At 40.9% G+C, this 26,115-nt stretch carries 19 protein-coding genes; 3 read left to right on the plus strand and 16 right to left on the minus strand.

Annotated elements, in window-relative coordinates:
- Positions 1–7: 7 nt before the first annotated feature.
- The 7 genes from C7S20_RS11980 to C7S20_RS12010 all read right to left on the minus strand — a co-directional run bounded on the left by C7S20_RS11980 (position 8) and on the right by C7S20_RS12010 (position 9,638).
- The gene (locus C7S20_RS11980; protein WP_107012687.1) at positions 8–2,359 is read right to left on the minus strand and encodes a DUF349 domain-containing protein; all 2,352 of its coding nucleotides are present in this window, start codon (positions 2,357–2,359) and stop codon (positions 8–10) included.
- Between the two features lie 118 nt (positions 2,360–2,477).
- Positions 2,478–3,206, minus strand: coding sequence for a shikimate dehydrogenase family protein (locus tag C7S20_RS11985; RefSeq protein WP_107012688.1), 729 nt, complete (start codon positions 3,204–3,206; stop codon positions 2,478–2,480).
- On the minus strand, positions 3,203–4,219 hold the full coding sequence (locus C7S20_RS11990; RefSeq protein WP_107012689.1) for a DUF368 domain-containing protein: 1,017 nt from the start codon (positions 4,217–4,219) through the stop codon (positions 3,203–3,205). The genes C7S20_RS11985 and C7S20_RS11990 overlap by 4 nt, the downstream gene beginning before the upstream one ends.
- Entirely contained in the window at positions 4,206–5,144 is a 939-nt protein-coding gene (locus C7S20_RS11995; RefSeq protein ID WP_107012690.1) for a DUF368 domain-containing protein, read from the minus strand. The genes C7S20_RS11990 and C7S20_RS11995 overlap by 14 nt, the downstream gene beginning before the upstream one ends.
- Before the next feature lie 39 nt (positions 5,145–5,183).
- Positions 5,184–6,581 carry a tetratricopeptide repeat protein gene (locus C7S20_RS12000; protein WP_107012691.1) on the minus strand — a complete coding sequence of 466 codons (1,398 nt, stop codon included), beginning with the start codon at positions 6,579–6,581 and terminating at the stop codon, positions 5,184–5,186.
- Between the two features lie 110 nt (positions 6,582–6,691).
- Positions 6,692–7,870, minus strand: coding sequence for an aspartate aminotransferase family protein (locus C7S20_RS12005; RefSeq protein ID WP_107012692.1), 1,179 nt, complete (start codon positions 7,868–7,870; stop codon positions 6,692–6,694).
- Positions 7,863–9,638, minus strand: a complete 1,776-nt coding sequence (locus tag C7S20_RS12010; RefSeq protein ID WP_193510813.1) for an OstA-like protein — start codon at positions 9,636–9,638, stop codon at positions 7,863–7,865. The genes C7S20_RS12005 and C7S20_RS12010 overlap by 8 nt, the downstream gene beginning before the upstream one ends.
- A gap of 233 nt (positions 9,639–9,871) precedes the next feature.
- Between C7S20_RS12010 and C7S20_RS12015 the strand changes: the two genes are divergently transcribed.
- Positions 9,872–10,660, plus strand: a complete 789-nt coding sequence (locus tag C7S20_RS12015) for a ferritin-like domain-containing protein (protein ID WP_107014224.1) — start codon at positions 9,872–9,874, stop codon at positions 10,658–10,660.
- A 36-nt stretch (positions 10,661–10,696) separates the two neighbouring features.
- A complete protein-coding gene (locus C7S20_RS12020; RefSeq protein WP_107012694.1) occupies positions 10,697–11,554 on the plus strand; it encodes a ferritin-like domain-containing protein in 858 nt (285 codons plus the stop codon).
- A 64-nt stretch (positions 11,555–11,618) separates the two neighbouring features.
- On the opposite strand, the gene C7S20_RS12025 is transcribed toward C7S20_RS12020, so the two are convergent.
- From C7S20_RS12025 to C7S20_RS12060, 8 genes are all read right to left on the minus strand, one after another.
- A complete protein-coding gene (locus tag C7S20_RS12025) occupies positions 11,619–12,890 on the minus strand; it encodes an adenylosuccinate synthase (protein WP_107012695.1) in 1,272 nt (423 codons plus the stop codon).
- A 12-nt stretch (positions 12,891–12,902) separates the two neighbouring features.
- Positions 12,903–13,358 carry a Fur family transcriptional regulator gene (locus C7S20_RS12030; protein WP_107012696.1) on the minus strand — a complete coding sequence of 152 codons (456 nt, stop codon included), beginning with the start codon at positions 13,356–13,358 and terminating at the stop codon, positions 12,903–12,905.
- Between the two features lie 24 nt (positions 13,359–13,382).
- Complete coding sequence (locus tag C7S20_RS12035) at positions 13,383–15,593, minus strand: RelA/SpoT family protein (RefSeq protein ID WP_107012697.1); 2,211 nt, start codon at positions 15,591–15,593, stop codon at positions 13,383–13,385.
- A 35-nt stretch (positions 15,594–15,628) separates the two neighbouring features.
- Positions 15,629–16,867, minus strand: a complete 1,239-nt coding sequence (locus tag C7S20_RS12040; RefSeq protein WP_107012698.1) for a M48 family metallopeptidase — start codon at positions 16,865–16,867, stop codon at positions 15,629–15,631.
- Between the two features lie 39 nt (positions 16,868–16,906).
- Entirely contained in the window at positions 16,907–17,713 is an 807-nt protein-coding gene (locus C7S20_RS12045) for a TrmH family RNA methyltransferase (protein ID WP_107012699.1), read from the minus strand.
- Positions 17,714–17,788: 75 nt separating this feature from the next.
- The gene (locus C7S20_RS12050; RefSeq protein ID WP_107012700.1) at positions 17,789–19,105 is read right to left on the minus strand and encodes an amidohydrolase family protein; all 1,317 of its coding nucleotides are present in this window, start codon (positions 19,103–19,105) and stop codon (positions 17,789–17,791) included.
- Between the two features lie 12 nt (positions 19,106–19,117).
- Complete coding sequence (locus tag C7S20_RS12055; protein WP_107012701.1) at positions 19,118–22,090, minus strand: amidohydrolase family protein; 2,973 nt, start codon at positions 22,088–22,090, stop codon at positions 19,118–19,120.
- An 87-nt stretch (positions 22,091–22,177) separates the two neighbouring features.
- The gene (locus tag C7S20_RS12060) at positions 22,178–23,245 is read right to left on the minus strand and encodes a DUF3810 domain-containing protein (RefSeq protein WP_107012702.1); all 1,068 of its coding nucleotides are present in this window, start codon (positions 23,243–23,245) and stop codon (positions 22,178–22,180) included.
- A gap of 88 nt (positions 23,246–23,333) precedes the next feature.
- On the opposite strand from C7S20_RS12060, the gene C7S20_RS12065 reads away from it, so the two are divergent.
- Positions 23,334–24,791, plus strand: coding sequence for an aminoacyl-histidine dipeptidase (locus C7S20_RS12065; RefSeq protein ID WP_107012703.1), 1,458 nt, complete (start codon positions 23,334–23,336; stop codon positions 24,789–24,791).
- Between the two features lie 180 nt (positions 24,792–24,971).
- Here the strand turns inward: C7S20_RS12065 and C7S20_RS12070 are convergent, their stop codons facing one another.
- On the minus strand, positions 24,972–26,111 hold the full coding sequence (locus tag C7S20_RS12070; protein WP_107012704.1) for a peptidylprolyl isomerase: 1,140 nt from the start codon (positions 26,109–26,111) through the stop codon (positions 24,972–24,974).
- Between the last annotated feature and the right edge of the window lie 4 nt (positions 26,112–26,115).

The raw sequence follows: 26,115 nt of genomic DNA on the forward strand, positions 1-26,115 counted from the left end.
TCAATTATTAATAAAGCGATTTGATCTTGCGAAGTTTTTCTTCCCAAACCTTTAGATCGGCCTTATGATTGGCAATGTTCTTATGAACTTCCTGCACCAGCGGATTCTTATCTTCAACATTAGAGAAAAACTGAAGATTGTTTTCAAGTTGCCTTATTTCAGCTTTGGTTTCTTCAATTTTCTTGGTTAAAAAGTAATGCTCGTTCCTGATTTTGTTTTCGTCATCGGCATTATCCAGAGCCTGCACCTTGTTCTCATATTTCAGCATTTCGGCTTTTGTATTGTCAATATCCATCTTACCAAATAACTGATCCAGTGCTTTGTTGAATTTACCTTCTATAAATCGCTTGTTATAGGGAACTTTTCCTGTTTCTTTCCAGGCATTGATCTGTTCCTTTATTTTGGCCAGATCTTCCTTTTTATTACCGGTAAGTTCAATATTTTTTAAGTTATCAAGAATCTCTTTTTTCTTGTCAAAAGCTTCCAGTTCTTCCTTGTTATCTTCATTGCGTTGCGCATGAAGCCTGTCGAAGTAGTGATTACAGGCCTGTTTGAACTCTTTCCATATCTTATCACTGTCTTTGCGCGGAACATGCCCGACCTTTTTCCATTCTGCCTGGATCTTTTTCATCAGGGGAGTGACGGTTTTAAAGTCATCACTGTCTTTGTTATCCTGCGCTATTTGTATAAGCTCTTTCTTTTTCTCAAGATTATCGTACTGTTGCTTTTTCAGATTTTTATAAAACGCATTTTTCTTGCGGTTGAAGCGCCGTACATTTTCCTTAAAGGCATTCCAGGTTTCCTGATTTTTATTTCGCGGAACTTTTCCGGCCTTGAAAAACTCTTCCCGCAAAGCTTCTATTTCCCTGATCTTTTGTTGCCATTTGCTATGAGAATCAAAATCTTCTTCTGCAATAGCTTTTATTTTTTCAATGATCTCCTGCTTGTGTTCCCAGTTTTTCTCATACTGTTCATCAAGATGACTGAAATATTCCTGCCTTTTATCGTGTATCTTCTTGGTCGCTGTGCTGAAACGATCCCAAATCACTTCCCGGTATTCCCTGGCTACGGGACCAAGTTCTTCCTTCCACATTTTATGAAGCATCTGTAACTCGCGAAAAGCGCGGTTGACATCAGACTCCTGGAGAAGTTCCTCGGCGCGATCAATCACTTTTAATTTCTGTTCAAGGTTATGTTTGAAATCCATATCCCTGAACTCACGGTTGAGGTGCAGAAAATCATAGAAATTTTCTACATGGTGGTGATACGTGTTCCAGACGTTATTGTATTCGGTGCGGGGAATAGGACCGGCAGTTCGCCATTTTTCCTGAATTTCCTTGAAATGATTGTAAGTGGTATTGATGTTTTCTTCAACATCGATCAAACCTTTGAGTTCTTCGATGATCTCTAAACGCCGGTGAAGGTTTTCGTTAAGATCCTTTTTAAGTCGGCGATAGTAATTATTCCTTTTTTCCTTATAATCGAAATAAAGCGAATTAAAACGCTTTTTCAAAGGAGTGGAGTAGTGGAAGTCGATGATATTTCCGCCATCGGCAAGAAAATCTTCTTTTTTCTCTTCCATTTCCTCATCGAATTTCGCGTTGAATTCAGCGCGAATTTCGGCAACATGTTCTTTGATTGCCTGAACTTTTTCTTTTTTCAGAAGACGCTCCAGTTCATCGGTTAGCGCCTCTTTGCTCATAGAATGATAATCTTTCTTTTCAATATTATGGCGTTCGCTGGTACTTTCGTCTTCACTGTCTTCGGCTACCGAACGCTCCATATCTTCTTCATGGCTGCCTGAAGATTTTTTATTCTCCTCAACAACTGCATGACCTATATCGCTGTCAAGATCATCTTCATCTTCCTCCTCATCATCATGATCTTTTTCTGCTTCTTTTGCTTTTTTCTTTTTTTGGGAAGCAGCTTCATCAATCATTGCGTCTTCGTGCTCTGTATCTTCAACAGCTTCTTCCTTAGGACTTTTCTCGCTGGGAAGATCTTCTTTTTCCAGTGCTTCCTCTTTTATCTCCGGCTTTTTGAAAAACGGGTCTTCAACCTCTTCTTTTTCATCAATATCGTGATATGGATCTTCCTCTTCAGGATTGGCTTTTTCCTTTGCTTTTTGTTCAGAGGTTTCTTTGCCTGAAGCCGATTCCTTCAGCATCGCATCTTCATGGTCGCTATCGTCTTTTTTTGCAGAATCTTTTTTAGCAGTATCCTGATTCTCAACTGAATCTTCCGCCTTCTTCTCATTTTCTTTCGCAGAGTTTTCGGTCATCTCCTTTTCCGGGCCGGTTTTATTCACTTCCTCTGCGGAAAGATCCTTTTTACTATTTTCTTTTTCTTGTTGAGACATATCTTTCAATGTTAGGGTTCGTCGTGTAATCTTTTAAAGCTGAAAGATAACAACTCCCCTAAAAATGGACAAGCGATTGGTTTTATTTATGAATCAGAAGGAAATGGAAGACTGAAAATCAGGAATTCCAGATTTCCCATGCTTTTTCAGCCTGTAACTGCAGCATACGCAGGCCATTCACGGCGGTTGCACCCTGTTTGATGGCCATTTTCATAATTGCAGTCTCTGCAGGATTGTAGATGAGATCGTACACCAGGTGCTTTTTTCCTAAAAATTCAACAGGAACATCAGGCGATTCCTGGATATTAGGAAAGGTGCCGAGTGGAGTGGTGTTAATGATCACCGAGTATTCCTCCAGAAGATTTTTATTCAGATCGGTATATGAAAATTGATCTTCACGGGGTTCACGGGAAACAAATTTAAATTCAATTTCCATGGATTTTAACGCGAAGGCTACGGCTTTTGAGGCGCCTCCGGTACCCAAAATCAGTGCTTTTTGATGATGCTTTTTCAGGAAAGGTTCTATGGATTTACGGAATCCAAAATGATCGGTGTTATAACCTGCAAGCTTTCCATTTTCCTCAAATTTTATGGTATTAACAGCCCCAATCTCTTTGGCATTTTCATCAAGCCTGTCTAAATAGAGCATGACGTCCCGCTTGTACGGAATAGTTACATTCAGGCCTGCAATTTCTTCTTCCTTGATAATGTCAGTCAATTGTGAAATATCTTCAAGATCGAAATTTCGGTATTTTGCATCAATATTTTCATTGTTGAATTTTTCCGAAAAATATTTACGAGAAAAAGAGTAATCAATATTCCTTCCAATAAGTCCGTATAGCTTCATTTTGTAGATTTTTTCTTTTCGTACCAGGCCAGGCCCAGAACAATAAATATACCTACAAAAATAAAAAATATTGCCAGCCAGGTCTCTGAAAGGCTAAAATCTGGCCAGTAACGGTCGTAATTATCAATAATTTTATGCCCTTCGCGGTCGATTAGAATTTCACCGGCCTGGTTCATCTTATAAATTTTTTCTTTCCAGGGCCACACTACTCCCAGTGATCCGGTAATAAAACCGATGATGGTTGCAAAAGTCTCTTTTTTATGAGTTTTCAGGACATAACCCAGCAAATGGGAAAGAATTACCAGTCCCGCCAGGGAACCGGCTGCGAAAACTATCAAAACCTGCAACATATTTAAACGTTCGGGGTCACTGACAAACGAGAAATCAAGAGCGATGATACTGGCGATAGTATCAAATAATGCATTGACAGAATCTACCAGTAGCAGCACATAATTTCCCAGCAAAATAAGAATAAATGAACCCGATAATCCGGGGAGTGTCATTCCTGAAACGCTTATCATTCCACAGAAAAATACGAACCATAAATTGTCATTTTCTTTTGCCGGTTCCAGAAAACTGATACCTATACCAACAACAACTCCTATTAAGGCGAAAATAACCGAGTTCCGGTCCCATTCGTCAAAATCTTTACTGATGTAATAGATCGAGCCGATGATCATACCAAAGAAAGCTGACCAAACGTATAATTCATAATGTACGAGCAGGTAATCCAGAAGTTTGGAAACACTGAAATAGCTCACCAGCATACCCAGGATTAATAACCCAAGGAATTTTCCGTTAAGGTATCGGTAAAGACTTCTAAACCTTCCCGAGATCAGCAATTTAAAAGCCTTTAGGTTGATTTTTTGAAGGGAATAGATAAATTCTTCATAGAACCCCGCGACAAAAGCGACGACCCCTCCCGAGACTCCGGGAACTTTATTGGCGGCACCCATGCCTAATCCTTTTAAAAAAAGGAGAAGCTTATCGGTTAAAGTTCTAGTTTGCTGCATTAGCAGAATCTGAGTTTAAAGTGGCAACCGATTCTAAGATAAGAATTAAGAGGAATCCTGCAATCATTAGCAAGATGGCCCATAAAGTTTGAGGATCGCCTTCAAAATTCCAGGGTAATACGGTAGCTTCTTTGAGCACCACTTTCTTTTCTCCAAAAGTAGCCGATTCAAGGACTTCCTTCCATGGCCAAATTTTTGGAAGTGAACCGGCAATAAATCCGGTTAAGGCAGCAAGGGTGATATTGCCGTAATGTTCAAAGAGCCATTTCAGTAATCTTGAGAAGGAAAGCAAGCCAATAACTGCGCCTATTCCAAAGGAAGCGATGGTTTTGAAATCAAAATCATGAACAGCTTCGGTAATAGATTTATAAGCTCCTAAAAGTACAAGTATAAAAGCACCGGAAATTCCCGGAAGTATCATGGCACAGATGGCCAGAGCACCGGAAAAGAAAATGAAAAGGTAGCTGGAACTGGTATGCATGGGTGGAAGGCTCACAATATAATAAGCAAGAGCAGCGCCGAGAATTAATGCCAGAACGATCTTAAAATTCCATTTTGGGATTTGTTTGGCCACAAACCAGATACTTGAAAGTACCAGCCCGAAGAAAAAAGACCAGATTAAAACTGGATGATTTTCTAACAGGTAATTCGCAAGGCGCATCAGGGTGAAAATACTAACAAGAATACCGGCGAAAAGGGCGATGATGAAATTGCCGTTTAGCTCTTTCCACATCGATTTGAATCCTTCGTTTTTCCAGGTAGAAAAAAGTTCGATTTTAACGCCTCCAATGGTGGCGATCAATTCTTCATAAATTCCTGAAATAAAAGCTATCGTTCCACCCGAGACACCGGGAACGACATCGGCAGCTCCCATTGCCATTCCCTTGAGGGTGATCTTGAAATAATCAAGTAAATTACGTTGCATCCTCTTTTTTTGTCAATCTGCCCAAAGGTAGCAAAATAACTAAGAGAGGTTTACGAAAGAATTTATAATTTGCTTTACGCTTTTTCGGCTAAAGATCTTCGGAAAAAGTTCCTCGATAATGATATAATATTCCGCGTCTATCTTCAGGGCGTTTTTAAGATGGAAATAACCTTTTTCACCTTTATTGGCCGAGAAAAAGAGCCCGGCAAGTCGGTATTCGATCTCTGCGGTATCCGGATAAAATTCCAATGCCTGCAGCATACAGGAAATCGCGGTGTCATATTCACCCAGACTGGTTAGAATATCACATCTTTTAATCCAGGTTTCCAGCTCATAATTGCCCAGCTCGAGACTTTTTTTGTAGCCATATTCAGCTTCTTCAAAGAAGTTCAGGCGGTTGTTGATCTTCGCGTACCGCTTCCAGTACAACACATTGTCTTCATCAATATTGAGAGCTTTATTGATGTAATAAAGCGCTTTTTGGTAATTGAGTTTACGAAGGTAAAAATCGGTTATAGCGATCCATCCCTTATCCAATAAAGGATCTTCTTTCACGGTTTCCTTGTAATTCTTAAGTGCAAGATCGTCGCATCCAAGTTTTTCGAAACATTTTCCTATTCGCAGGTAAGCAAAAGAAGAAGGATCTTCTAGCTCGAGAGTAATATTGTAGTTCTCGATGGCCTCGTTATAGCGTTTCAGCTTTTCAAGTACTTTACCTTTTTCAAGGTAAGCTCCAACAAAATGGTCATCGCTGATAATCGCAAAATCGAAAGCAGCGAGAGCCTTATTATACTGTTTAAGATCAAAATACTGTTTTCCTACCTGGTGCCACGCAACTTCACAATAAGGATGTTTATCGAGGTACATATTCAGGTATTCGATAGCTTCCTGTTTCTGATCAAGAAAATCAAAGCAGTACATAATATTGTAAAGTGCCGAATAATCTTCTTCATCGGCTTCCAGGCACTTCATAAAACTATACTTCGCATTCTCGAAATCTTCGAGGAAAAGGTATTCCATCCCGATCAGCGAGAAAATTTCTGCATCTTCCAGGGTGATTTCCAAAGCGGCCTCCAGCATTTTAATAGCTTCATGATGCATATCGCGTTTAGAATAGATCTGGGCCTTTTGAATGTAAATTTCTTCATTTGAAGACTCCAGTTCTTTCAATTCGTTAAGGATCCCATCTGCCAGATCTAACTTATCTTCAAAAACGAGAATTTCAACCTTAAATAGTCTAAGGTTTACAGAAGTAGGATGTTGGGTAAGGCCCATTTTCACCGCTTTTTTGGCAAGCGAAAATTTTCCGTTTTCAAGATAATGATGGATAATATTTTCGAATTCATTGGAATCAAAGAAGAGAACATCATTGGTTTTCAGCATAGATTCGAAGCGGGCAAGTGAGAAATTATCTTCATCGTTATGGCTTAACTGCATAAGATCGGGATTAGGGGATTTCTTCTGAACTAAAGTTAAAAATGATTAAAAGCAATTTTCGGACTGGGAAGTATTGTTGTTAACAAATTAATTAACACTACATTAATATTTCATTTTAAGTTATTTAAGATGTCAATAATAATGCCACAACCTTCTTTGATCTCTTCTTCTGAAATAGTTAGGGGAGGAGTAAGCCGGACTGCCTGTTTTTCATAGAGTAGCCAGAAAAGAACAAGCTGATTCTCTTTGGCTTTCAATACGAGCTCATCGGCAATTTTGGCAGACTTTAAAATAAGAGCGAGCATAAGGCCCTGGCCGCGGATTTCTTCAATTAGAGGATGCTGAAGCAGATTTCTGAAAAGTTTTTCTTTTTCCAGGGTTTTATTGATAAGACTGGTTTGAGTGATTTCTTTTAAAGTTGCCAAAGCCGATGCTGCAATCAACGGATTTCCGCCAAAGGTAGTGATATGACCCATTTTGGGATTATCGCTTAGCTGGTCCATCAGTTTTTCTGAAGCGGTGAAGGCTCCAATAGGAAGTCCGCCGCCCATACCTTTTCCCATCGCAACAATATCTGGAACTACCTCAAAATTCTCAAATCCGAACAACTTTCCTGTTCTTCCAAAACCGGGTTGTATCTCATCGAGAATAAGCAAAGCGCCAACTTCTTCACACCGATTTTTGACTTTTTTGAGATAATTATCCCGGGGCATGATAAATCCGGCGCCTCCCTGTATCGTTTCCAGGATCACTGCCGCGGTTCGTTCAGTGATCTTTTCGATATCTTTTTCGTTATTGAAAGTGATAAAAGAAATATCTCCCAGCAAAGGCCGGAAAGGTTTTACCCGTTCTTCATAATCCATAAGGCTCAATGAACCCATGGTATTGCCATGATAGGCATTATGAGCCGCAATGATTTCAGATCTTCCCGTAGCTCTTCTGGCCAACTTCAAAGACCCCTCTATAGCTTCGGTACCTGAATTTACCAGATAAGTTTTGGAAAGATCTCCGGGCATATTTTTCGCCAGTAATTTGGAGAGTTCTACGGCAGGACCCTGTGCATATTCACCATATACCATTACATGCAGATATTTTTCTGCCTGCTTTTTAATGGCGGCTACAATTTTTGGATGTGAATGTCCAAGACTACAAGCCGAAACACCCGCGACGAAATCGAGGTGTTTTTTGCCATCGGTAGTATAGATGTAACTGCCAATTGCATGTGAAACTTCTAGTCCAAGAGGATGCGGTGTGGTTTGTGCCTGGTATTTGAAAAAATCTTTATTCAATCTTTACTTCCTCTTTCGTTTCCAAAGAATCCTTCTTTTTTTCGTTTTTCAGGTCTTCTTTTATATCTGGCAAATTAGGATGTTTGAATTTCAAAGTGTCTTCTTTTCGATTTTGAAGGATCTTTGGATCCAACCTGGAATTTTTATTCAGCAAAGGTTTATTTTTTTCTCTTTGGTCGAAAAATTCTTCTGGTTCATCAGGAAGCGGAATACCCTGAATTTTGGTCAGTTTTGGTTCCGGCTGACCTTCAAAAAGGCCTTTTTTGCTCATAATGCGTTCGTCGCCACGCCAGTTAAAACCTTTCAGCTGCCTTGCATTGGGAGGGAAGTCCGGCTCGGGAGTTAATTTTCCATCTACCTGGTTGTAATAATAAATATCGGTTATTTTCCGATCTTCAAACAGAATTTTGATAGAACTGGAAAGTGTTTTATTGATCCCTATTAAAGTATCCTTCTCATTCCGCATATAATACAGCGTTTCGGTATTTTTATCGATATCTACCTGCGAAAGCTCATTATCATCAAATAAACCTACAAGGTATTTTCCTTTTATCTGGTTGTACCCCTTGATCGTATCCTTCTGAATAAGAAAAGCATTGTTGAAAACCAGCAGGGTATCAAGTTTCTCGGTCTTGGGATTACTAATAAGCTGGATCGTATCACCGGTCATTTGATTTTCGCCCGACCATAGCACGGGATCTTTATCTCCCATACGCCTTAAATTGATCAGTTTAGTGATCCCGGAACTCTGATTGGTATAAATGGAATCGCTTCTACCGCTCATGTCATTTTTTAGAATGCGAACATCATAGAATCCTCGGATGACACGTTGTTCAGGTTTCCCGGTGACCATAAGTGTATCGCTATGAATAAAAACTGAATCTTTATCCTGAAGCATTGCCGCAACCGCTCGTTTTGTTATAAAAACAGAATCTTTATCCCGGTAAACTTCTGCGTAATGGCCCGTAATTTTGCTTTTATTGATGGTGTCGATTACCCTGATATTGTTGGTAGCCGAAGCAAAGCTTCTTTTTCTGTTAAAATAAAGGCTGTCGCCTTTGAGAATTCGGTTGTCATAATCTATTCGGGAATTTTTCACAAAATAGCCATGATCTTCCCGGGTGTCATAAAAACCCCGCTCGCAATAAACTGTGCTGGTTTCGCTTTCAATAGTTGAAGGGCCATAGAGGTAGGCATTTCCATTTTCCGAATAAAAATCGATTTGTTCGGAATGAATGGTGTAATCCGGGTTTTTTACCACCACATCGGTAATAAAACTGTATTTATCTTCATTCAGAAAATAGCGCCCGACGCGACTGGTAAGCACGCTGGCGGTATCGGTTACTTTTCCGCCACTTCTATAATAGGCCTGTTGTGTTATTCTGTTAAAAAAGAGGCTGTCAGTTTCCAGGGTGGTTTCCGGACGCCTCATTTTTACGTTTCCACTGGCGAAGGCAAATTCAGTATCTCCATTATATTCCGCATAATTACTGGTCATGCTTACGCTGTCGCCCTGCTGCATCCTTATGTTTCCGTAGGCTTTAAAAAAGTTGGCTTCCTTATAAAAAATGGCATTATCGCACCAGACTTCTATTCCGTTATGATCAAAATACACCTGGTTATCGACCTTGCTGAGGATAAAAGCACCGGGATATCGCTCTTCATTCCGCAGGGTCCGGTCAGATTCATAATTGATCTTTTGAGTTTGACCCAAGGCCGAAGGCAGGAAACAAAGACTAAAAATCAGAAATAGAAAGATTTGTTTCAGCAAGATTAAATTTTTGACAAAAGTAACGAAAATCAGCCGACTTAAATTGCGGTTGAAAATTTCTTAAATAAGCAATGTAAGCAACTTTATTGTTTCAAAATGCTTTCAAATATGAGGCCAGTAAAATGATAAATCTTTCCCGATATCAGGCGCTTTAAGATAAACTTAACTTTTATTCAAAAACCGCAAGGGGCTTTTCAGCGTAGGTTTCTATGAAACTAAAAATTTTTATTATGAAAAAACCTGTTGTTAAGGTGGATGTAGTTGAAGCATCTTCCAAAAAATCAAAGAGAGATTCACGAAGACAATTTATCAGGCTGAGTGGCCTGGGATTGGCGGGTGCAAGTGTACTTATGTATGGTTGCAGCGAAGATGAAATGTTTAATCCAGGCGCGGACCCTAACGGAAATCCGATGCCACCTGAAAATCCCGATGCTGAAGTTTTTGACCTGGGTGAAGGTGATGTTGGTATTTTAAATTATGCATACGCTTTGGAACAGCTTGAAGCCGCTTTTTATACACAAGTCCGGGCCGGCGCTTACTATGCAGGTGCTGAGGCCGACGAAATAGCTCTTTTTGACGATCTTTACAATCACGAAGTTATTCACAGAGAGTTCTTTAAAACGGCAATTACAGCCACTGTGGGTGCTGAAATGACCTTGCCCGATCTTGAATTCGATGTTTCAGCTATCGATTTTGACAGCAGGGATTCAGTATTACAATTTGCGCAGATCCTCGAAGATACCGGCGTAGGAGCTTACAACGGGGCCGGAGATCGCATTGCAGATGCCACATATCTAACACTGGCCGGGAAAATCGTTTCGGTAGAAGCGCGACATGCTTCAGCCATAAGATCTTTAATTAATACCAACGGAACTTATTTTGCCGGAGATGATATTGTAGATCCGGAAACCGGCCTTGGTACACAGCTCGATCCTTCGGAAGTATTTGAAGCTGCAGGAGGCTTCTTTGTAACGGAATTCGCCTGGAACAATCCGCCTGCACCAAAGACAGGTTCTTAATCAAATCCCATTTATAAACCACAAAAAGAAGAAATTATGAGTATTATAAAATTGCTAGATGATTTTACATCTGAAAAATTAACCAGTAAATCTACCTCGAGAAGAGAAATGTTCGGTACATTATCTTCCTTCGGTAAGAAAGCTGCCGTGGCTGCGATTCCTTTTGGTCTTGCCTCTACTAAAATGAAGGCGGCAACATCAATGATGTTCCAGGAAAATTCGGCGGTGGATGCCTTACAACTTGCATTAACCCTTGAATATCTTGAAGCCGAATTCTATATGAAATCTTTGGAATCTGGTGTACTGAACGGCTACGCCAGAGAAGAAGCGGTCTATATGCAAATTTCTAAACATGAGTCGGCTCACGTTGCATTTCTAAAAACAGGTTTGGAAGGCGCAGGCGTCACTCCTGTTGAAAAGCCCACTTTCGATTTTACCGCGGGTGGAGCTTTCGATCCGTTCAATGAAAACGGAATCGGTCAGGAAACTGCGTACGCTCAGCTTTTAGCGCTGGCGCAAGCTTTTGAAGATACAGGAGTACGAGCTTATAAAGGTCAGGCGGCCAATTTAATGAACACACCGTATCTTGAACCCGCACTTCAGATCCATTCAGTAGAAGCGCGCCATGCTTCTGAGATCAGAAGAATTAGAGGTTTAAAAGGATGGCTCACCGGAAGTATGGGAGGCGAAGGTATGCCGGAGGCAACACAACCGGTTTACGATGGTGAAGGAAACCTGATGCAGGGGGGAATTGACCTTACTTCGATCAATTATTCCAGTGAGATCGTTGGTGATCTTTCTGCTGCCGTGACCCAGGCTTTTGATGAACCCATTAGCGGAGATACCGCCGTGGCCATAGCGAGTTTATTCATCGTTGATGACAGCAGCATGTAATTTGAAAATTTTGAAAAAGGAAAATTGCACTAAAAAAAAATCCCGCCATCGAAGCGGGATTTTTTTATCTGTTAATTGTTTGTTTTCTGTCGGGACCTACCGAAACCATTTTAATGGGAACTTCAAGTTCCTTTTCAAGAAAATCAACATAATCATTGAATTCCTTAGGAAGGCTTTCCGAAGAGGTCATTTTGGTTAAATCTTCTTTCCAGCCGGGCACCTCGGTATAGATAGGTTCAATATTCTCCGGTTCAATATTATAAGGGAAATGAGTAATTTTTTCACCCTTGTATTTATAAGCGGTACAAACTTTCAGTGTGTCAAATCCGCTCAGAACATCTCCCTTCATCATGATAAGCTGGGTGATCCCGTTTACCTGAACAGCATATTTCAAAGCCACAAGATCCAGCCATCCACAACGTCTCTTTCTTCCGGTAGTCGCTCCAAATTCGTTTCCTACACGGCCCATGGTTTCACCAACTTCATCAAAAAGTTCGGTAGGGAAGGGGCCGCTTCCAACACGTGTGGCGTAAGCCTTGAAAATTCCAAAAGCTTCGCCAATCTGTCGTGGAGCTACTCCCAAACCGGTACAGGCACCCGCTGCAGTGGTATTTGAAGAAGTTACATACGGATAAGTTCCAAAATCGATATCAAGCAACGAACCCTGGGCGCCTTCGGCGAGAATTGTTTTTCCGCCTTTAATCGCCTGCTGCAGGTATTCTTCGCTGTCAATAAATTTTAATTCTTTAAGGCTTTCCACAGCTTTACAGAAATCTTTCTCCAGTTCTTCGAGGTTGTACTGAACATCCACATCATAAAAAGCGATCATTTTCTCATGTTTATCGGCCAGGGCACGATATCTGTCTTTCCAGTCGCTCATTTCCAAATCGCCAACACGCAGACCGTTTCTTCCGGTTTTATCCATATAGGTCGGGCCTATACCTTTTAAAGTAGAACCGATTTTTGCCTTTCCTTTAGAAGCTTCAGAAGCTGCATCCAGCAATCGGTGAGTTGGAAGGATAAGATGAGCCTTCCGTGAAATAAGCAATTTTGATTTATAATCGATATTATGTTTTGCCAGATTATCCAGTTCTTTTTTGAAGATCACCGGATCTATCACCACGCCGTTTCCAACCAGATTCACACTGTTATCGTGGAAAATTCCTGAAGGGATGGTGTGTAACACATGCTTTTGTCCGTCGAATTCGAGGGTATGCCCGGCATTGGGACCGCCCTGAAAGCGGGCAATAATATCATATTTGGTGGTGAGTACGTCAACGATTTTTCCTTTTCCTTCGTCACCCCACTGGAGACCTAGTAGTAAATCTACTGCCATGAAAACTAAAACTTAATTGGTTGATTTTTTATTTCCGTAAAAGTAAAGCGAATGTTTTTTGATCTCGATATCAAAAACCTCTTCGATAGTTTGTTTTATACTTTGGATTCGCGGATCGCAAAACTCGATCACTTCGCCGGTATCGGTAAGAATGACGTGATCGTGCTGACGGTCAAAATACGATTTTTCATACTGTGCCTGGTTTTGGCCAAACTGATGTTTTCGCACCAAACCGCATTCCAGCAATAATTCAATGGTATTATAAAGAGTGGCGCGGCTAACCCGGTACTTCTTATTTTTCATTTTAATATAGAGGGATTCAATATCAAAATGATCATCTGAATTATAGATCTCCTGAAGAATAGCGAAACGCTCCGGTGTTTTTCGGTGGCCTTTCTCTTCAAGATACTTGGTGAAAACGTTTTTAACGACCGCCTGATCGTTTTTATTTACGACTTTTTTGCTCATAATTTGCTCTGCAAAGGTAAATTTTTATTCACGGCTAACCTTGTCTATGCCGTTAATTTTTTTGAGCCTTTGAATGATGGTATTCAGGATATTATTGTTTTTCACCACTAAGGTAATTCTTCCGCTAAAAACGCCGTCTGAACTGTCAAAATTTAAGTTCTGCATGTTCACATGCATATTACTCGAGATCTCTTGCGTGATTTCGCTCACGAGGCCGATATTATCAATACCCTGCAATTTTATGACCGCCCTGAAGTCCTGTTGGGAACTGTCTATCCATTTTGCCTGAATGATCCGGTAGGCATAATTGCTCTGCAGCTGTAAGGCATTGGGACAGTCTTTTTTATGCACTTTTATACCATCGTTTACCGAAATAAACCCGAAAACATTATCACCCGGAATAGGGTTGCAGCAGTTGGCCAGTTTATATTCCAGTTTTTCTTCTTCTTTTCCAAATACAAGCTGATCATATTTTGAAGTGATCTCTTCCTTGTGTATATCGGTTGTAACCGCCGGTTTTTTGATCTTATTTTTGAAGTAACTAACAAAGGCATTGCTCCTTGAAGAAGCGAAATCCTTCAGCATCTGGTTATCGATCTTTCCTATACCAACCCGGTAGAACAGGTCGAGGCTGGTCTTTAAATTGAAGAAAACCACGAGCTCATTGATAGATTTCTCATTAAAAGGAATTTTCTGCGCCCTTAATTTTCGGGCGAGAACAGCTTTTCCTTCTTCGGCGATCTCTTTTTTCTCTTCCTTGAGTGATGACTTTATTTTCGCACGAGCCCTTGCCGTATTGGCGTAATCCAGCCAGTTGATATTAGGCTTGGCATTGTCTGAAGTGATAATTTCTACCTGATCGCCGCTTTTGAGCTCATGGCTCAAAGGCACAAGTTTGTTGTTTACCCTTGCGCCGCGCGTGTGTAAACCAATCTCAGTGTGTATACTGAAAGCAAAATCCAGAGGTGTGGAACCTTTTGGCAAAGACTTTAAATCTCCCTGAGGGGTAAATACAAAGATCTCTTTGGAATACAGGTTGAGTTTAAACTGCTCCACAAAATCAACGGCATTAATATCGGGGCTTTCCAGCGCTTCCTGAAGTCGCGTTACCCATTCTTCGAAACCGCGTTCCTCATTTTTGCTATCCCCCTGTTTGTATTTATAATGCGCGGCATAGCCTTTTTCAGCGATCTCGTTCATTCGCTCACTTCGAATCTGTACTTCAACCCAGCGACCTTTTGGTCCCATGACCGTAATGTGGAGGGCTTCATATCCAGTAGATTTGGGTGAAGAGATCCAGTCTCTTAAGCGCGTTGGATTAGGGCGGAAGTGGTCGGTAACGATCGAATAGATCTTCCAGGCGAGAAATTTTTCATTGGCAGGATCGCTTTTATAAATAATCCTGATCGCGAATTTATCATAGACCTCATCAAAACTGATATTTTGAGCTTTGATCTTTCGGTTGATTGAATAAATAGATTTTGGCCTTCCCTTGATCTCGTACTGAAGATCTTCTTTATCTAAAGAATCCCTTATAACTTTGCTGAATTCCTGGATATACGCATCCTGTTGTTCCTTACTCTCCTTGATTTTGGTAAGAATATCATGATAGACCTCGGGTTCGGTATACTTCAGGCCAAGATCCTCGAGTTCAGTTTTGATATTGTACAAGCCTATACGGTGTGCCAGAGGCGCATAAATATAAAGGGTTTCTGAAGCGATCTTTACCTGCTTATCTGGACGCATGGCATCCATGGTTTGCATATTGTGAAGACGATCAGCAATTTTAATGATGATCACTCTAACGTCATCGTTAAGAGTAAGCAACATTTTCCGGAAATTTTCTGCCTGCAGCGAAACATCCTTGTCTTTTTTCAGACTGGAAATTTTTGTGAGTCCGTCAACAATTCGAGCCACTGCATCACCAAACATTTTCTGTATTTCCTTCAGGGTGTATTTGGTGTCTTCAACTACATCATGAAGAAGAGCGGCGGCGATGGAAGTTGCATCCAGGCCAATTTCAGAAGCTACAATTTTAGCTACGGCAATAGGATGAAAAATGTAAGCCTCGCCAGATTTTCGGCGCTGGTCTTTATGTGCGTCCACAGCAGTGTCAAAAGCCTTCCTGATAAGCTTTTTATCATCCTCGGTGAGAGTTTGATAGCTTATCCGAAGCAATTCTTTGTATTGCCTGGCAATTTGCTTGTTTTCTTTTTCTATAGCTGCTTCTGTCATAGTCTAAAAATACGATTAAGATTAAAATGACACAACTAGGCCCGACACTTTAAGTTACGATATCGCTGCAACAAACTGGGATGTGAGTAATGTACAAAAATGTACGCTTTATGTGGTGTTAAATTGCTGAGCGTATTTCTGGATAATTTCTTCAGACTGCTGATCAGCGATTCTGCATTATAGGTGAATTTAGCATAATTATCGGCCTGATATTCAAATTTTCGAGAGATGAAATTCATAAGAAGATCGGTTATTTCAGAAATGGGACTGTAAAGAATCCCGAAGGCGACCAGGCCAATATGAAAACTGGGCTGCTCTACACCTAAAGCCTGCGATAATACCGGGCTACTAATAAATAATGATAACAGCCACAGCGTAAAACCGGTCACGACCATCGAAGCAAAAAGATTGATAATAATATGGTTCTTTTTATAATGTCCTACCTCATGGGCCAGAACGGCAACAATTTCTTCTTCCTCGAGATCGTTGATAAGCGTATCGTAAAGGGTGATGCGTTTCTCCTTTCCAAATCCTGAAAAATAAGCGTTGGCTTTGGTACTTCTTTTAGAGCCGTCGATCACGAAGATATTATCCAGCTTAAAACCAACATTTCTGGCATATTCTTCAATTTTTGTTCTTAAAGAACCCTCTTCCAGCGGTGTTTGTTTATTGAAAAGCGGAACGATGAGTTTCGCGTAGAACATATTCATGAATACTGAAAAAACTGCCACCAGAATCCAGGCATACCACCAGAAATCATCTCCTGAAATTTGATAAAACCAAACGATTAACGATAAAATTCCGCCGCCAATGACCGCCATCATTGCAAAACTTTTCAGTTTATCTAAAATGAAAGTTTTTTTAGTGGTCTTGTTAAACCCGTATTTTTCCTCGATCACAAAGGTCGAATACAAGGAAAACGGTGTCATCAGTAAATCGCTTCCCAACATAATAATTCCGAAGAAAACAAGAGAGATAACAATCTCATTATCACTTATGCTTCTGGCGATCTCGTCAACCCAGGCAAAGCCGCCAAAAATAATAAAGACAAGGGTAAGCAACACCGAAAAGGTAGAGCTCACCAATCCGAATTTATAACGCTCTTTTTTGTAACGCTGTGATTTTTCATATTCTTCATTATCATAAACATCTTCCAGTTCTGAAGGAACAGGATCGTTAAAATGTTTGGCGTTGAGGGCGTCCAGGATTTTGTCTATTATGAAATCAATTGCAATGATCGCTATAATGATGTAAAAAAGTGTTTCAGGTTTCAAGTTTATGGATTTGGGATTTATAATTTGAAATAGCAATTTCTATGCCTTGAAATCGCGCTGACGTTTTGCTTCAAAAATAAGAATTCCTGCAGCGACAGAAACATTCATAGAGTCAATTTCACCCTGCATGGGAATGATGATATTCTGTTTGGAATTTTGAAGCCATTCTTCGCTAAGGCCCGTGGCTTCGGTGCCAACGACAATTGCCGAAGCCAGGCGGAAATCTACCTGATGGTAAGCTTGGGAAGCCTGGAGAGCGGCAGCAAAAATTGATATTTTCTTTTTCTGAAGAAATTCGATGATCTCTGAAGTGCTGCCGGTCGCAACCTGATTGGTAAATACACAACCAACACTACTGCGAATGATATTGGGATTATACAAATCGGTTTTCGGGTTGGCGATGATCACAGCATCCAGGTTTGAGGCATCGGCCGTTCTCAGTAAAGCTCCGATATTTCCCGGTTTTTCGGGGGCTTCGGCAACAAGGATAAGCGGATTTTCGTTTTTAAACTGAAGTTCTTCCAGCGAGTTTTCCCGGCTTTCAAAAATCCCGATCAGTCCTTCTGTGCTTCCGCGGTAAGCAATTTTCGAGTAGACTTCAGCATTTAGTTCGGTAATTTCAGGATTTTCGTTTTCCCGGGCTATTTGAATAACCTCTTCAAAATCGATAATTTCAGGCTGAAAATAGAGACTCAACAGGCGATATTTTCCTTTAAGAGCAAGTGAGATCTCGCGCCGGCCTTCTACTACAAAAACATTTTCCTTACGTCTATTCCGGGATTTCTCCTGCAATTGTATAAGGCGTTTAATTTCCCTGTTCTGAAAACTGGTAATTTTTTTTAACATATGTGTAAAAATACACAGATATTGAACATAAAAAAAGCCCTCGTTTCCGAAGGCTTTTTGTAAAATAAATAGCTCTTATTTACTATTTTCTTTCTGATTTTTGTACTTGTTGGAATAACGATGCCAAAGTTCAGTTTGATGAGTTTCAAGACTCACTTCCCTGCCATCGATAAACGCGTGTGAAAGACGGTTAGTGCGCATGTCCAGCGCATCACCATCAGATATGAAAAGCGTTGCTGATTTACCTTCTTCGAGGCTTCCATAATTATCGTCTATTCCGAGTATCTTCGCGGTATTGAGGGTGATAAGCTGAAGCGCTTTTTCCTTATCCATTCCATAGGCTGCTACCGTTCCGGCATAAAAAGGCAGGTTTCTGGTTTGCATGCGTTCCATTTCGCCGCTGCTTTCTAAAGCGACCAGCACACCTTCATCAGCCAGTAATTTTGCTAATTTATAGGGATAGTCATAATCTTCGAAATCCTGTTTCGGCAGACTGTGAGGGCGATTTACCAGCACGGGAATATTGTTTTCTTTGATCTGTTTTGCAACTCCAATGGAATTGTAACCACCCACGATCACGAAATTATCTAAATTTTGCTCTTTTTTAAACTGAATGGCATCAAGGATCTCTTTTTCACCATTTACATGAACATATACCTTTTTCCTTCCGTTAAAAACAGGTTCCATGGCCAAATACGGAAGATTGGTATAAGAACGATCGCCGGCCAGCCAGGCTTTTGCCGCAGCAAAGAAACCGGTTAACTCCTGGACATCGGCCACATAGTCTTCATTCCTCTTTAACCCCGGCTCTTCACCTCTCCAGGGACGTCCTCTTTTAAAGGAAGAAGGCCAATTGATATGAAGTCCGTCATTTTCTTTAACCACGGCATCTTCCCAGTTCCAGGCATCGAATTGCACGATAGAGGAGGTGCCGGAAATTCTTCCGCCGCGGGGAACGATCTGACCCATTAATACTCCATTCGGTCTCATAGATTCCACCACTTTACTTTCAGCGTTATAAGCGATAAGGCTGCGAACGTTAGGAAGCATTTCTCCCATTTCGTCTTCATCGTCGGTTGCTCTTACCGCATCGATCTCCACCAGGCCTAAGGTTGAATTTGGAGCGATAAAACCGGGATATACATCTTTACCTTTTGCATCTATTATCTTCCCGGAAGGCTGAGTAGAAGAAGTCCCTTCGGTTATTTTGGTGATCTTTCCATTTTCAAAAGTAATCACACTGTTCTCGATCACTTTTCCGTTTCCTATATGCGCGGTGGCTCCTACAATGCTAACAGGTCCTGCTTGTTCCTGAGCGGGTGTTTGCTGCGCAAAAATTTGACCTGACAGAAACAGGACAATGAGTATAATATATGATTTGATTATTTTCATTTTCTATGCTTTTTATTGAATATTTCCAAGAAGGTCACAATGAACACGTTCTTTTTCCTTTTTCATTACAGGCTGTGTTTTAAGCCCGCTGTTCTTGGCTTCCAGCATCTGGCCGATTAGTTCATTACGCTCTTTCCGGATACGTTCTCTTAATTGCTGATCTCTTTCAACATCAAAATAAACCACTCCTTCGATCATGGTCTTTTCAGGTTTTGCATAGACGGAAAGCGGATTGGCATTCCAAAGAACCAGATCGGCCATTTTTCCTTCTTTTATACTTCCCACATAATCGTCTATATGAAGCAGTTTTGCCGGATTTATAGTGACCATTTTCCAGGCATCGCTTTCACTCATTCCACCATACTTCACGCTTTTCGCAGCTTCCTGGTTGAGTCTGCGGCTCATTTCGGCATCATCACTATTGATGGCCACGGTGAGTCCGACTTCATTCATGATGGAAGCATTATAAGGAATCGCGTCGTTAACTTCATATTTATAGGCCCACCAGTCAGAAAAAGTTGAAGCACCTGCTCCATGCTCTTTCATTTTATCGGCTACTTTATAACCTTCTAAAATATGGGTGAAAGTGTTTACGCGGAAACCAAATTGTTCAGCCACCTTCATCAGCATATTTATTTCACTTTGCACATAAGAATGGGAAGTTATGAAACGCTCTCCGTTCAAAATTTGAACAAGAGTTTCCATTTCAAGGTCTTTTCTGTAATTCGGATTATTCTTCTTTTCGGTTTCATAAGCTTTCGCCCTGCTGAAGTAATCTATAAAAACCTGCTCTACGCCCATTCTGGTTTGAGGGAAACGGGAATGGCTGCCCCAATTTGATTGCTTTACGTTTTCACCCAGGGCGAATTTGATAAAGGGAGCCGCCTGCTCAAAGGTCATCTCTTTAGCAGATTTTCCCCATTTAAGTTTCAATATCGCCGACTGCCCGCCGATTGGATTAGCCGAACCGTGCAGCAACTGAATAGTGGTGACACCACCCGCAAGATCGCGATAGATTGCGATATCTGTAGGATCTACCACATCTTCCATTTGTACTTCAGCTGAAGAATTATGTCCGGCTTCATTGATAGATGAAGCAGCAATATGGGAGTGTTCATCGATAATTCCCGCGGTTAGATATTTTCCTGTCGCGTCGATGACCTTGGCTCTCCCGGCATTAAGATCTTTTCCAATTTTGGCGATTTTTCCATCTTTTACCAGTACATCGGTATTTTCAAGAACGGGATTCTCTTCGCTGGTCCAGACAGTCGCATTTTTAAACAATAGGTCCTGTTGAGCTGGAAGGTCCTTAAAACCGTAGGCTTTATTCGGGTAGGTTACCGGCACTAATTCGTGCAAATCTTGTTTTTTATCCTTTTCGTTTTTCTCTTTTTCAATTGCCGGAGAAGTTTTAACGGCGGTAAAAGAAGTTTCCTTTCCGTCTGGTAGTATCGCTTTTCCCGAGATCCTGTCGGTTTTTGAAGGAACATCGGCGACAAGTCTTAAAAATTCAGTTTTTGTGGTGTCGGGAGAAGACAGAAGGAGGTTCATCCAGTTGTTTTCAAAAGTAAGTTTTGAACCTATTTTTTTGTCATCCATAGTTACTTCGACCTTTGGTTTAATGGGCTCTCCTGAAATTTTAAGGCTGTAATCCTTTCCGTTGAGGCTTAAATTATAATCACCGGTGATATCGGTCACATCCATGCTCTGCAGGATCTTCCTCTTTCCCTGAACCCAGTTTTCAAATAATGTTGTTTCCTTATCGAAATAATCTCCGGAAGTAATGATGAAATTGGCCCATGCACCTTCTTTTAATACCCCAATTTTTCCGCTTTTTCCTATGGTCTGAGCAGGAACTGTGGTGAGAGCGGCAAGTGCAGCATCTTTAGGAAGTCCATATTCAACCGCTTTAATAAGATTGCTTCGGAAGTCTTTTTCAGGATTAATAGAATGAGTTGTTAATGTAAAAGGAACGCCTTTTTCCTGAAGCATTTTCAGGTTGGCAGGAGCCTGGTTCCATTCTTTCATCTCCTCCAGGCTCACATAATTCGCCATATAAGGATCTTCCACGTCATAAGCATCGGGAAATTTCAGCGGAATAATGTAGGTGGCATTGGAAGCCTTTACTTCATCGAGTCGCTGATATTCATTTCCGCTACCCACGATCACATATTGTATTCCGAATTCATCACCCACCTTATCGGCGCGCAATTCATTCAGCAGGTTATCGGTAACAAAAATTTGTGTTAGATTTTTATTTTCGTTCAAAGCTTCCAGTGCCAGATCGGTATTGTCGGCATTTCCACCTGCATACCACTTCGCGTCAAGATAAGCCTGACGGATCAGTGCCATTACCCCCATAATGGAAGTAGGATAAACCTGGTTAGACTGTACGCTTTTTTCGAAAGACAAATATTGGCCCGAGCGCTCGTCCAGAATGCGATCACCTTCGCTTACATCTGGAGTAAGGGCAACCAGCATTCCGGTTCCGCGGATGATCCCGTCAGGCATATGAGTGTTCACCACACCAAAGCCGGCTTTCTGAAAAGATTCTGCTGCTTTGCTGTCGTAATTAAAATGAGAAACGGCATCAGTTTCGGGACGAATATGGTCATTCCAATAATAACCTTCACGTCCTGCATCGTACTGAGGTTCGCCTCCGCCCTGTGCTTTTTTTGGCTTTTCAATCCCGAAATCACTATAAAGATCGATATAAGAAGGATATACTTCCTTACCCTTAAGATCTATAATAATGCTATTTGCAGGGACATTAATAGATTTCCCAACGGTCACAATTTTGCCATTTTTAATAGAAAACATTCCGTTTTCGATTACTGTTTTGGGATCTACATGGATCTTTGCATTTTTAAATACAGTGTAGTTGGTGTGTCGCATTTTCACACCATTGTTCTTCGGGAAGTAATCCTGAGCATTGGCTGAAAAAGCACAAAGGATCACTCCCAAAATCAATAATTTTAATTTCATAAAATTTAAGGGAGTTTTTAATAATATTCGATACTAAAAATTGAGAGGCTTAAAATACTAAAATTTTTAAAAAGTTTAGAGTTGGTTTTAATCCTCATCCATGTTTAAATAGTTTACTAAAAGTGCTACCACATAGCTGTAGCTTTTCATTCCCCCGGCCTGATTATTTACTATTAGATAGCGATTGTAAGTGGCCTGAAAAAGAGGCTCAAAAGGATTTTGATGTTCAAGCCAGAACTCATTTACTTCCCGGTAATTTTTAAGAATTCCGGGATGGAGTTTATTGGTCATTTCTTTTACAATACCGGGTTGCCGCCGGTTCAATTCACTCAGGCAATAGCTAAGAGCAAAGGTATATCCAGAGTACCTGAAGTAAATATTTGGATGGTTCATCGTGGCGAGACACGCGATGAAATTGGCTTCATTTTCTTTGGCATATCCCAGTTGATGCCCAATTTCATGACTTGCTGTGGTTGGAATTTTATAAGGAACGATAATGGTATTTACCTGGGCTTCGTTTGTGAGCGGGTTAAGGTAGCCGTTGAAGCCCATATAGGTCAGCGGGATACTGTAAAGCGAACGTTTTAATGCATGACCATGATAACCGAGGTGCGGAAATTCTTTTTCAAGATGATCATAACCGTTAATGGTCATTTTAAAAAGCTCATTTTTGGTAAAATCAAAGGGAACTTTCAGCGTATCATTGTGCATGATCTGGGTATGCAGTTGATTAGATTCTGCTATAAGTGATTCGGTAAGTCTGATGAGATCTTCTGTGGTGTAGTCATTTTCGATCTTCAGACTTTCATGCAGAGGAAGCCGATAATAATTCAATCCCCAGAAAAGATGAAAACAAAAATAAACAATAGAAAGAGAGGCGAGAGCTTGCGGAATCCATTGTTTCGGATTTCTGAACCTGCTCCGAATGAGTTTAATGAGCCACCTGATAATTAAAATGACAAAAGCGGCGTACAGGAAATCACCCAGTGAAAATGGAATAAAACCCAGGCTAAAGCGCATTACTTTAGAAATCACCGGATAGAGGCCATTAGAATAATAATCTTCCACCAGTAGCGGGTGCCCGGAAATTAGTTTAATTACCAGGATCTGGATTGGCAGAAAAATGGCCAGCAGTAAAGTAGATTTTTTTCTCACGCCTTAAAATTACAAATATTTGGAAGGCGGCAAATTTTAGAAATCGTCTAAATACAATACCTTTGCCCGCAAATGAAATTATAAATCTATGAATGAAGAAATAAGAACCCTCCAACCTAAGGAACTATGGAACAAATTCGCAGATTTGAATGCGGTACCAAGACCTTCAAAAAAGGAAGAAAGGGTTATAGAGTTCATAAAGAATTTTGGAAATAAACTCAATCTTCCTACTGAAGTTGATGCAATAGGAAATGTGGTTATTCGCAAACCGGCAACCAAAGGTTTAGAGAACCGCAAAAAAGTTGTACTCCAGGCTCATCTTGACATGGTTCACCAAAAAAATAACGATACCCGTTTCGATTTTGACAAACAGGGAATAGAAATGTATGTAGATGGTGACTGGGTGCGTGCAAAAGGAACCACTCTTGGTGCTGATAATGGGCTGGGAGTAGCCACCATGATGGCAATTTTGGAAAGTGATAAAATAGATCACCCGGCTATCGAAGCTCTTTTCACTATTGATGAAGAAACCGGAATGACCGGTGCAAAAGGCCTGGATCCAAATATCCTGGAAGGAGATATTCTTCTGAATTTGGACACCGAAGAAGATGACGAGATAGGAATTGGATGTGCCGGTGGCGTAGATGTTACCGCAAAAATGGAATATGAAGAGGAAAAAGTTCCTGAAAGTTACCGCTTTTATGAGATCAAAGTAAAAGGATTGATGGGTGGTCATTCAGGAATGGATATCATCAAAGGCCTGGCAAATGCCAATAAACTCATGAACCGCCTTCTGATCAATACTTCAGATTATAAGCTGAGAATTTCTGAAATTGATGGTGGTGGTTTACGAAACGCCATTCCGAGGGAAAGTGTGGCGAAATTTGCTCTTCCCGAAACAGAAGAAGAAAGTTTCAGAAAAGAATTTGATAAAAGAGCAACAGAGATCAAAAACGAATATGCCTCCCTGGAACCAAATATGGCTATCAGCCTTAACAGGATCGCTTCTCAAGAAAAGGTAATGAACCTGGAGACTCAGGAAAGGATTCTGAAAGCGCTTGCCGCAGCTCATAATGGCGTTTATCGAATGAGTCCCGATATTGAGGATCTCGTGGAGACTTCAAATAATATCGCGAATGTTACGATCAGGGAGGGGCAGGCTGAGGTCAAATGCCTTACCAGAAGTTCAGTTGAATCTACCAAAGATGATCTTGCGGGTTCCCTTAAAGCCGCTTTCGAGTTGGCTGGATTTGAGGTAAATCTTTCCGGTGAGTATCCGGGCTGGGCACCGAATATGGATTCTCCAATTCTGAAAACTCTGGATGAACTGTATCAAAAAATGAACGGCGAAAAAGCCGATATTGCCGCCTGTCATGCGGGTCTTGAATGCGGAATTATAGGAAGTCATTATCCTGAAATGGATATGATCTCTTTCGGGCCTACCATCCGGGGAGCACATTCGCCCGATGAAAGAGCAAGTATCTCTTCGGCACAAAAATACTGGAAGTTCTTACTGGAAGTATTGAAGAATATTCCGAAGAAGTAAATGGCGAATTGCCATATGATTGGATAATTAAAGAATTTAGGAGGGATGTAAACGCTTTTCTTAAGTGAAAATTCAGTATTAGATTTCGATCATTCCCTTTTCTCCAATTAGCTTTAGGGAATTTAAATAAAAAACCCCCCGCGGTTCAAACACGGGGGTTTTCTATTTAGAATTCTATTTTTATTTTTTCTGGGAATCAGAATCAGCGGTTCCTAACATTTCCAAACGGAAAACGAGATCGGTATTAGGAGGGATGATTCCTCCCGCGCCTCTTTGGCCATAACCTAATTCGCTGGGAATCCAAACCACGGCCTTATCTCCAATTTTCATTTGCTGAAGGGCTTCTTTGAAGCCGGGGATCATTGGGGCATCAGGACCATAATTAACAGTCATTGGGCCATATTGGTTCATCGCCGCCCTTTGTTCGTTAAAAATATTGGCTTCTTTAGCAAGTCCAGGATCACTGGTATCGAAAAGTGTTCCGTCTTCAAAATAGCCTTCATACGAAACTTGTACCTGCTGACCGTTTTTGGGTTTTGGGCCTTCACCTTTTTTCTCAAAATAAATCTTTAATCCGCTATCCAGGGAATCGGCTTTTGCTTCGAGCTGATTGAGTTCTTCAGCTTTTTGATCCCTAAAAGCCTGCTGTTCTTTTTCTCTTTCCGCTTTTTCTTCTTCTCTTTTCTGAAGCTGATTTTCAAAAACTTTTGATGCATCGAAATCTTTAGCATCTTTCCCTTTTCTGATGATATTGACTTCCTTGATGGTGACATCTTTTGTGGGGCGGTCATTAGGACCGGTTTCCACTTTTCCTATGGCATCTACCACATCGAGGCCTTTTACCACTTTTCCGAAAACAGTATGCCTTTTGTCAAGATTTGGAGTAGGAGCAAGGGTAATAAAAAACTGGCTGCCGTTAGTGCCAGGTCCTGCATTGGCCATAGATAAGATTCCTTTGGCATTATGGCTCAGGCTGTCGCTGAATTCATCAGGGAACTTATAACCCGGTCCGCCGCTTCCGGTGCCGGTAGGATCTCCTCCCTGGATAACGAAGCCGTCAATGACACGATGGAAAATTAAACCATCATAATATTTTTTGTCTTTGTAAGCGCTATCGACCATTTTGTTATTGCCTTCAGCCAGGGAAACGAAATTCGCCACGGTCATGGGTGCTTCTTTATAATATAATTCCGCCACTATTGGCCCCATGGAAGTATTGAATTCGGCATACAATCCATCGTTGAGATCAGGATATTCCTCTTTACAGGAAAACAGTGTAATTACCGTTAATAGTACTAAAAAAATGCTTTTTGTTTTCATTCTT

It is taken from the genome of Christiangramia fulva, assembly GCF_003024155.1.
Lineage (GTDB): Bacteria > Bacteroidota > Bacteroidia > Flavobacteriales > Flavobacteriaceae > Christiangramia > Christiangramia fulva.

Bases quoted from the DNA above. Each gene is read 5' to 3' on its own strand.
- C7S20_RS11980 (WP_107012687.1), bottom strand. From the start codon at position 2,359: ATGTCTCAACAAGAAAAAGAAAATAGTAAAAAGGATCTTTCCGCAGAG.
- C7S20_RS11985 (WP_107012688.1), bottom strand. From the start codon at position 3,206: ATGAAGCTATACGGACTTATTGGAAGGAATATTGATTACTCTTTTTCT.
- C7S20_RS11990 (WP_107012689.1), bottom strand. From the start codon at position 4,219: ATGCAGCAAACTAGAACTTTAACCGATAAGCTTCTCCTTTTTTTAAAA.
- C7S20_RS11995 (WP_107012690.1), bottom strand. From the start codon at position 5,144: ATGCAACGTAATTTACTTGATTATTTCAAGATCACCCTCAAGGGAATG.
- C7S20_RS12000 (WP_107012691.1), bottom strand. From the start codon at position 6,581: ATGCAGTTAAGCCATAACGATGAAGATAATTTCTCACTTGCCCGCTTC.
- C7S20_RS12015 (WP_107014224.1), top strand. From the start codon at position 9,872: ATGAAAAAACCTGTTGTTAAGGTGGATGTAGTTGAAGCATCTTCCAAA.
- C7S20_RS12020 (WP_107012694.1), top strand. From the start codon at position 10,697: ATGAGTATTATAAAATTGCTAGATGATTTTACATCTGAAAAATTAACC.
- C7S20_RS12025 (WP_107012695.1), bottom strand. From the start codon at position 12,890: ATGGCAGTAGATTTACTACTAGGTCTCCAGTGGGGTGACGAAGGAAAA.
- C7S20_RS12030 (WP_107012696.1), bottom strand. From the start codon at position 13,358: ATGAGCAAAAAAGTCGTAAATAAAAACGATCAGGCGGTCGTTAAAAAC.
- C7S20_RS12035 (WP_107012697.1), bottom strand. From the start codon at position 15,593: ATGACAGAAGCAGCTATAGAAAAAGAAAACAAGCAAATTGCCAGGCAA.
- C7S20_RS12045 (WP_107012699.1), bottom strand. From the start codon at position 17,713: ATGTTAAAAAAAATTACCAGTTTTCAGAACAGGGAAATTAAACGCCTT.
- C7S20_RS12050 (WP_107012700.1), bottom strand. From the start codon at position 19,105: ATGAAAATAATCAAATCATATATTATACTCATTGTCCTGTTTCTGTCA.
- C7S20_RS12055 (WP_107012701.1), bottom strand. From the start codon at position 22,090: ATGAAATTAAAATTATTGATTTTGGGAGTGATCCTTTGTGCTTTTTCA.
- C7S20_RS12065 (WP_107012703.1), top strand. From the start codon at position 23,334: ATGAATGAAGAAATAAGAACCCTCCAACCTAAGGAACTATGGAACAAA.
- C7S20_RS12070 (WP_107012704.1), bottom strand. From the start codon at position 26,111: ATGAAAACAAAAAGCATTTTTTTAGTACTATTAACGGTAATTACACTG.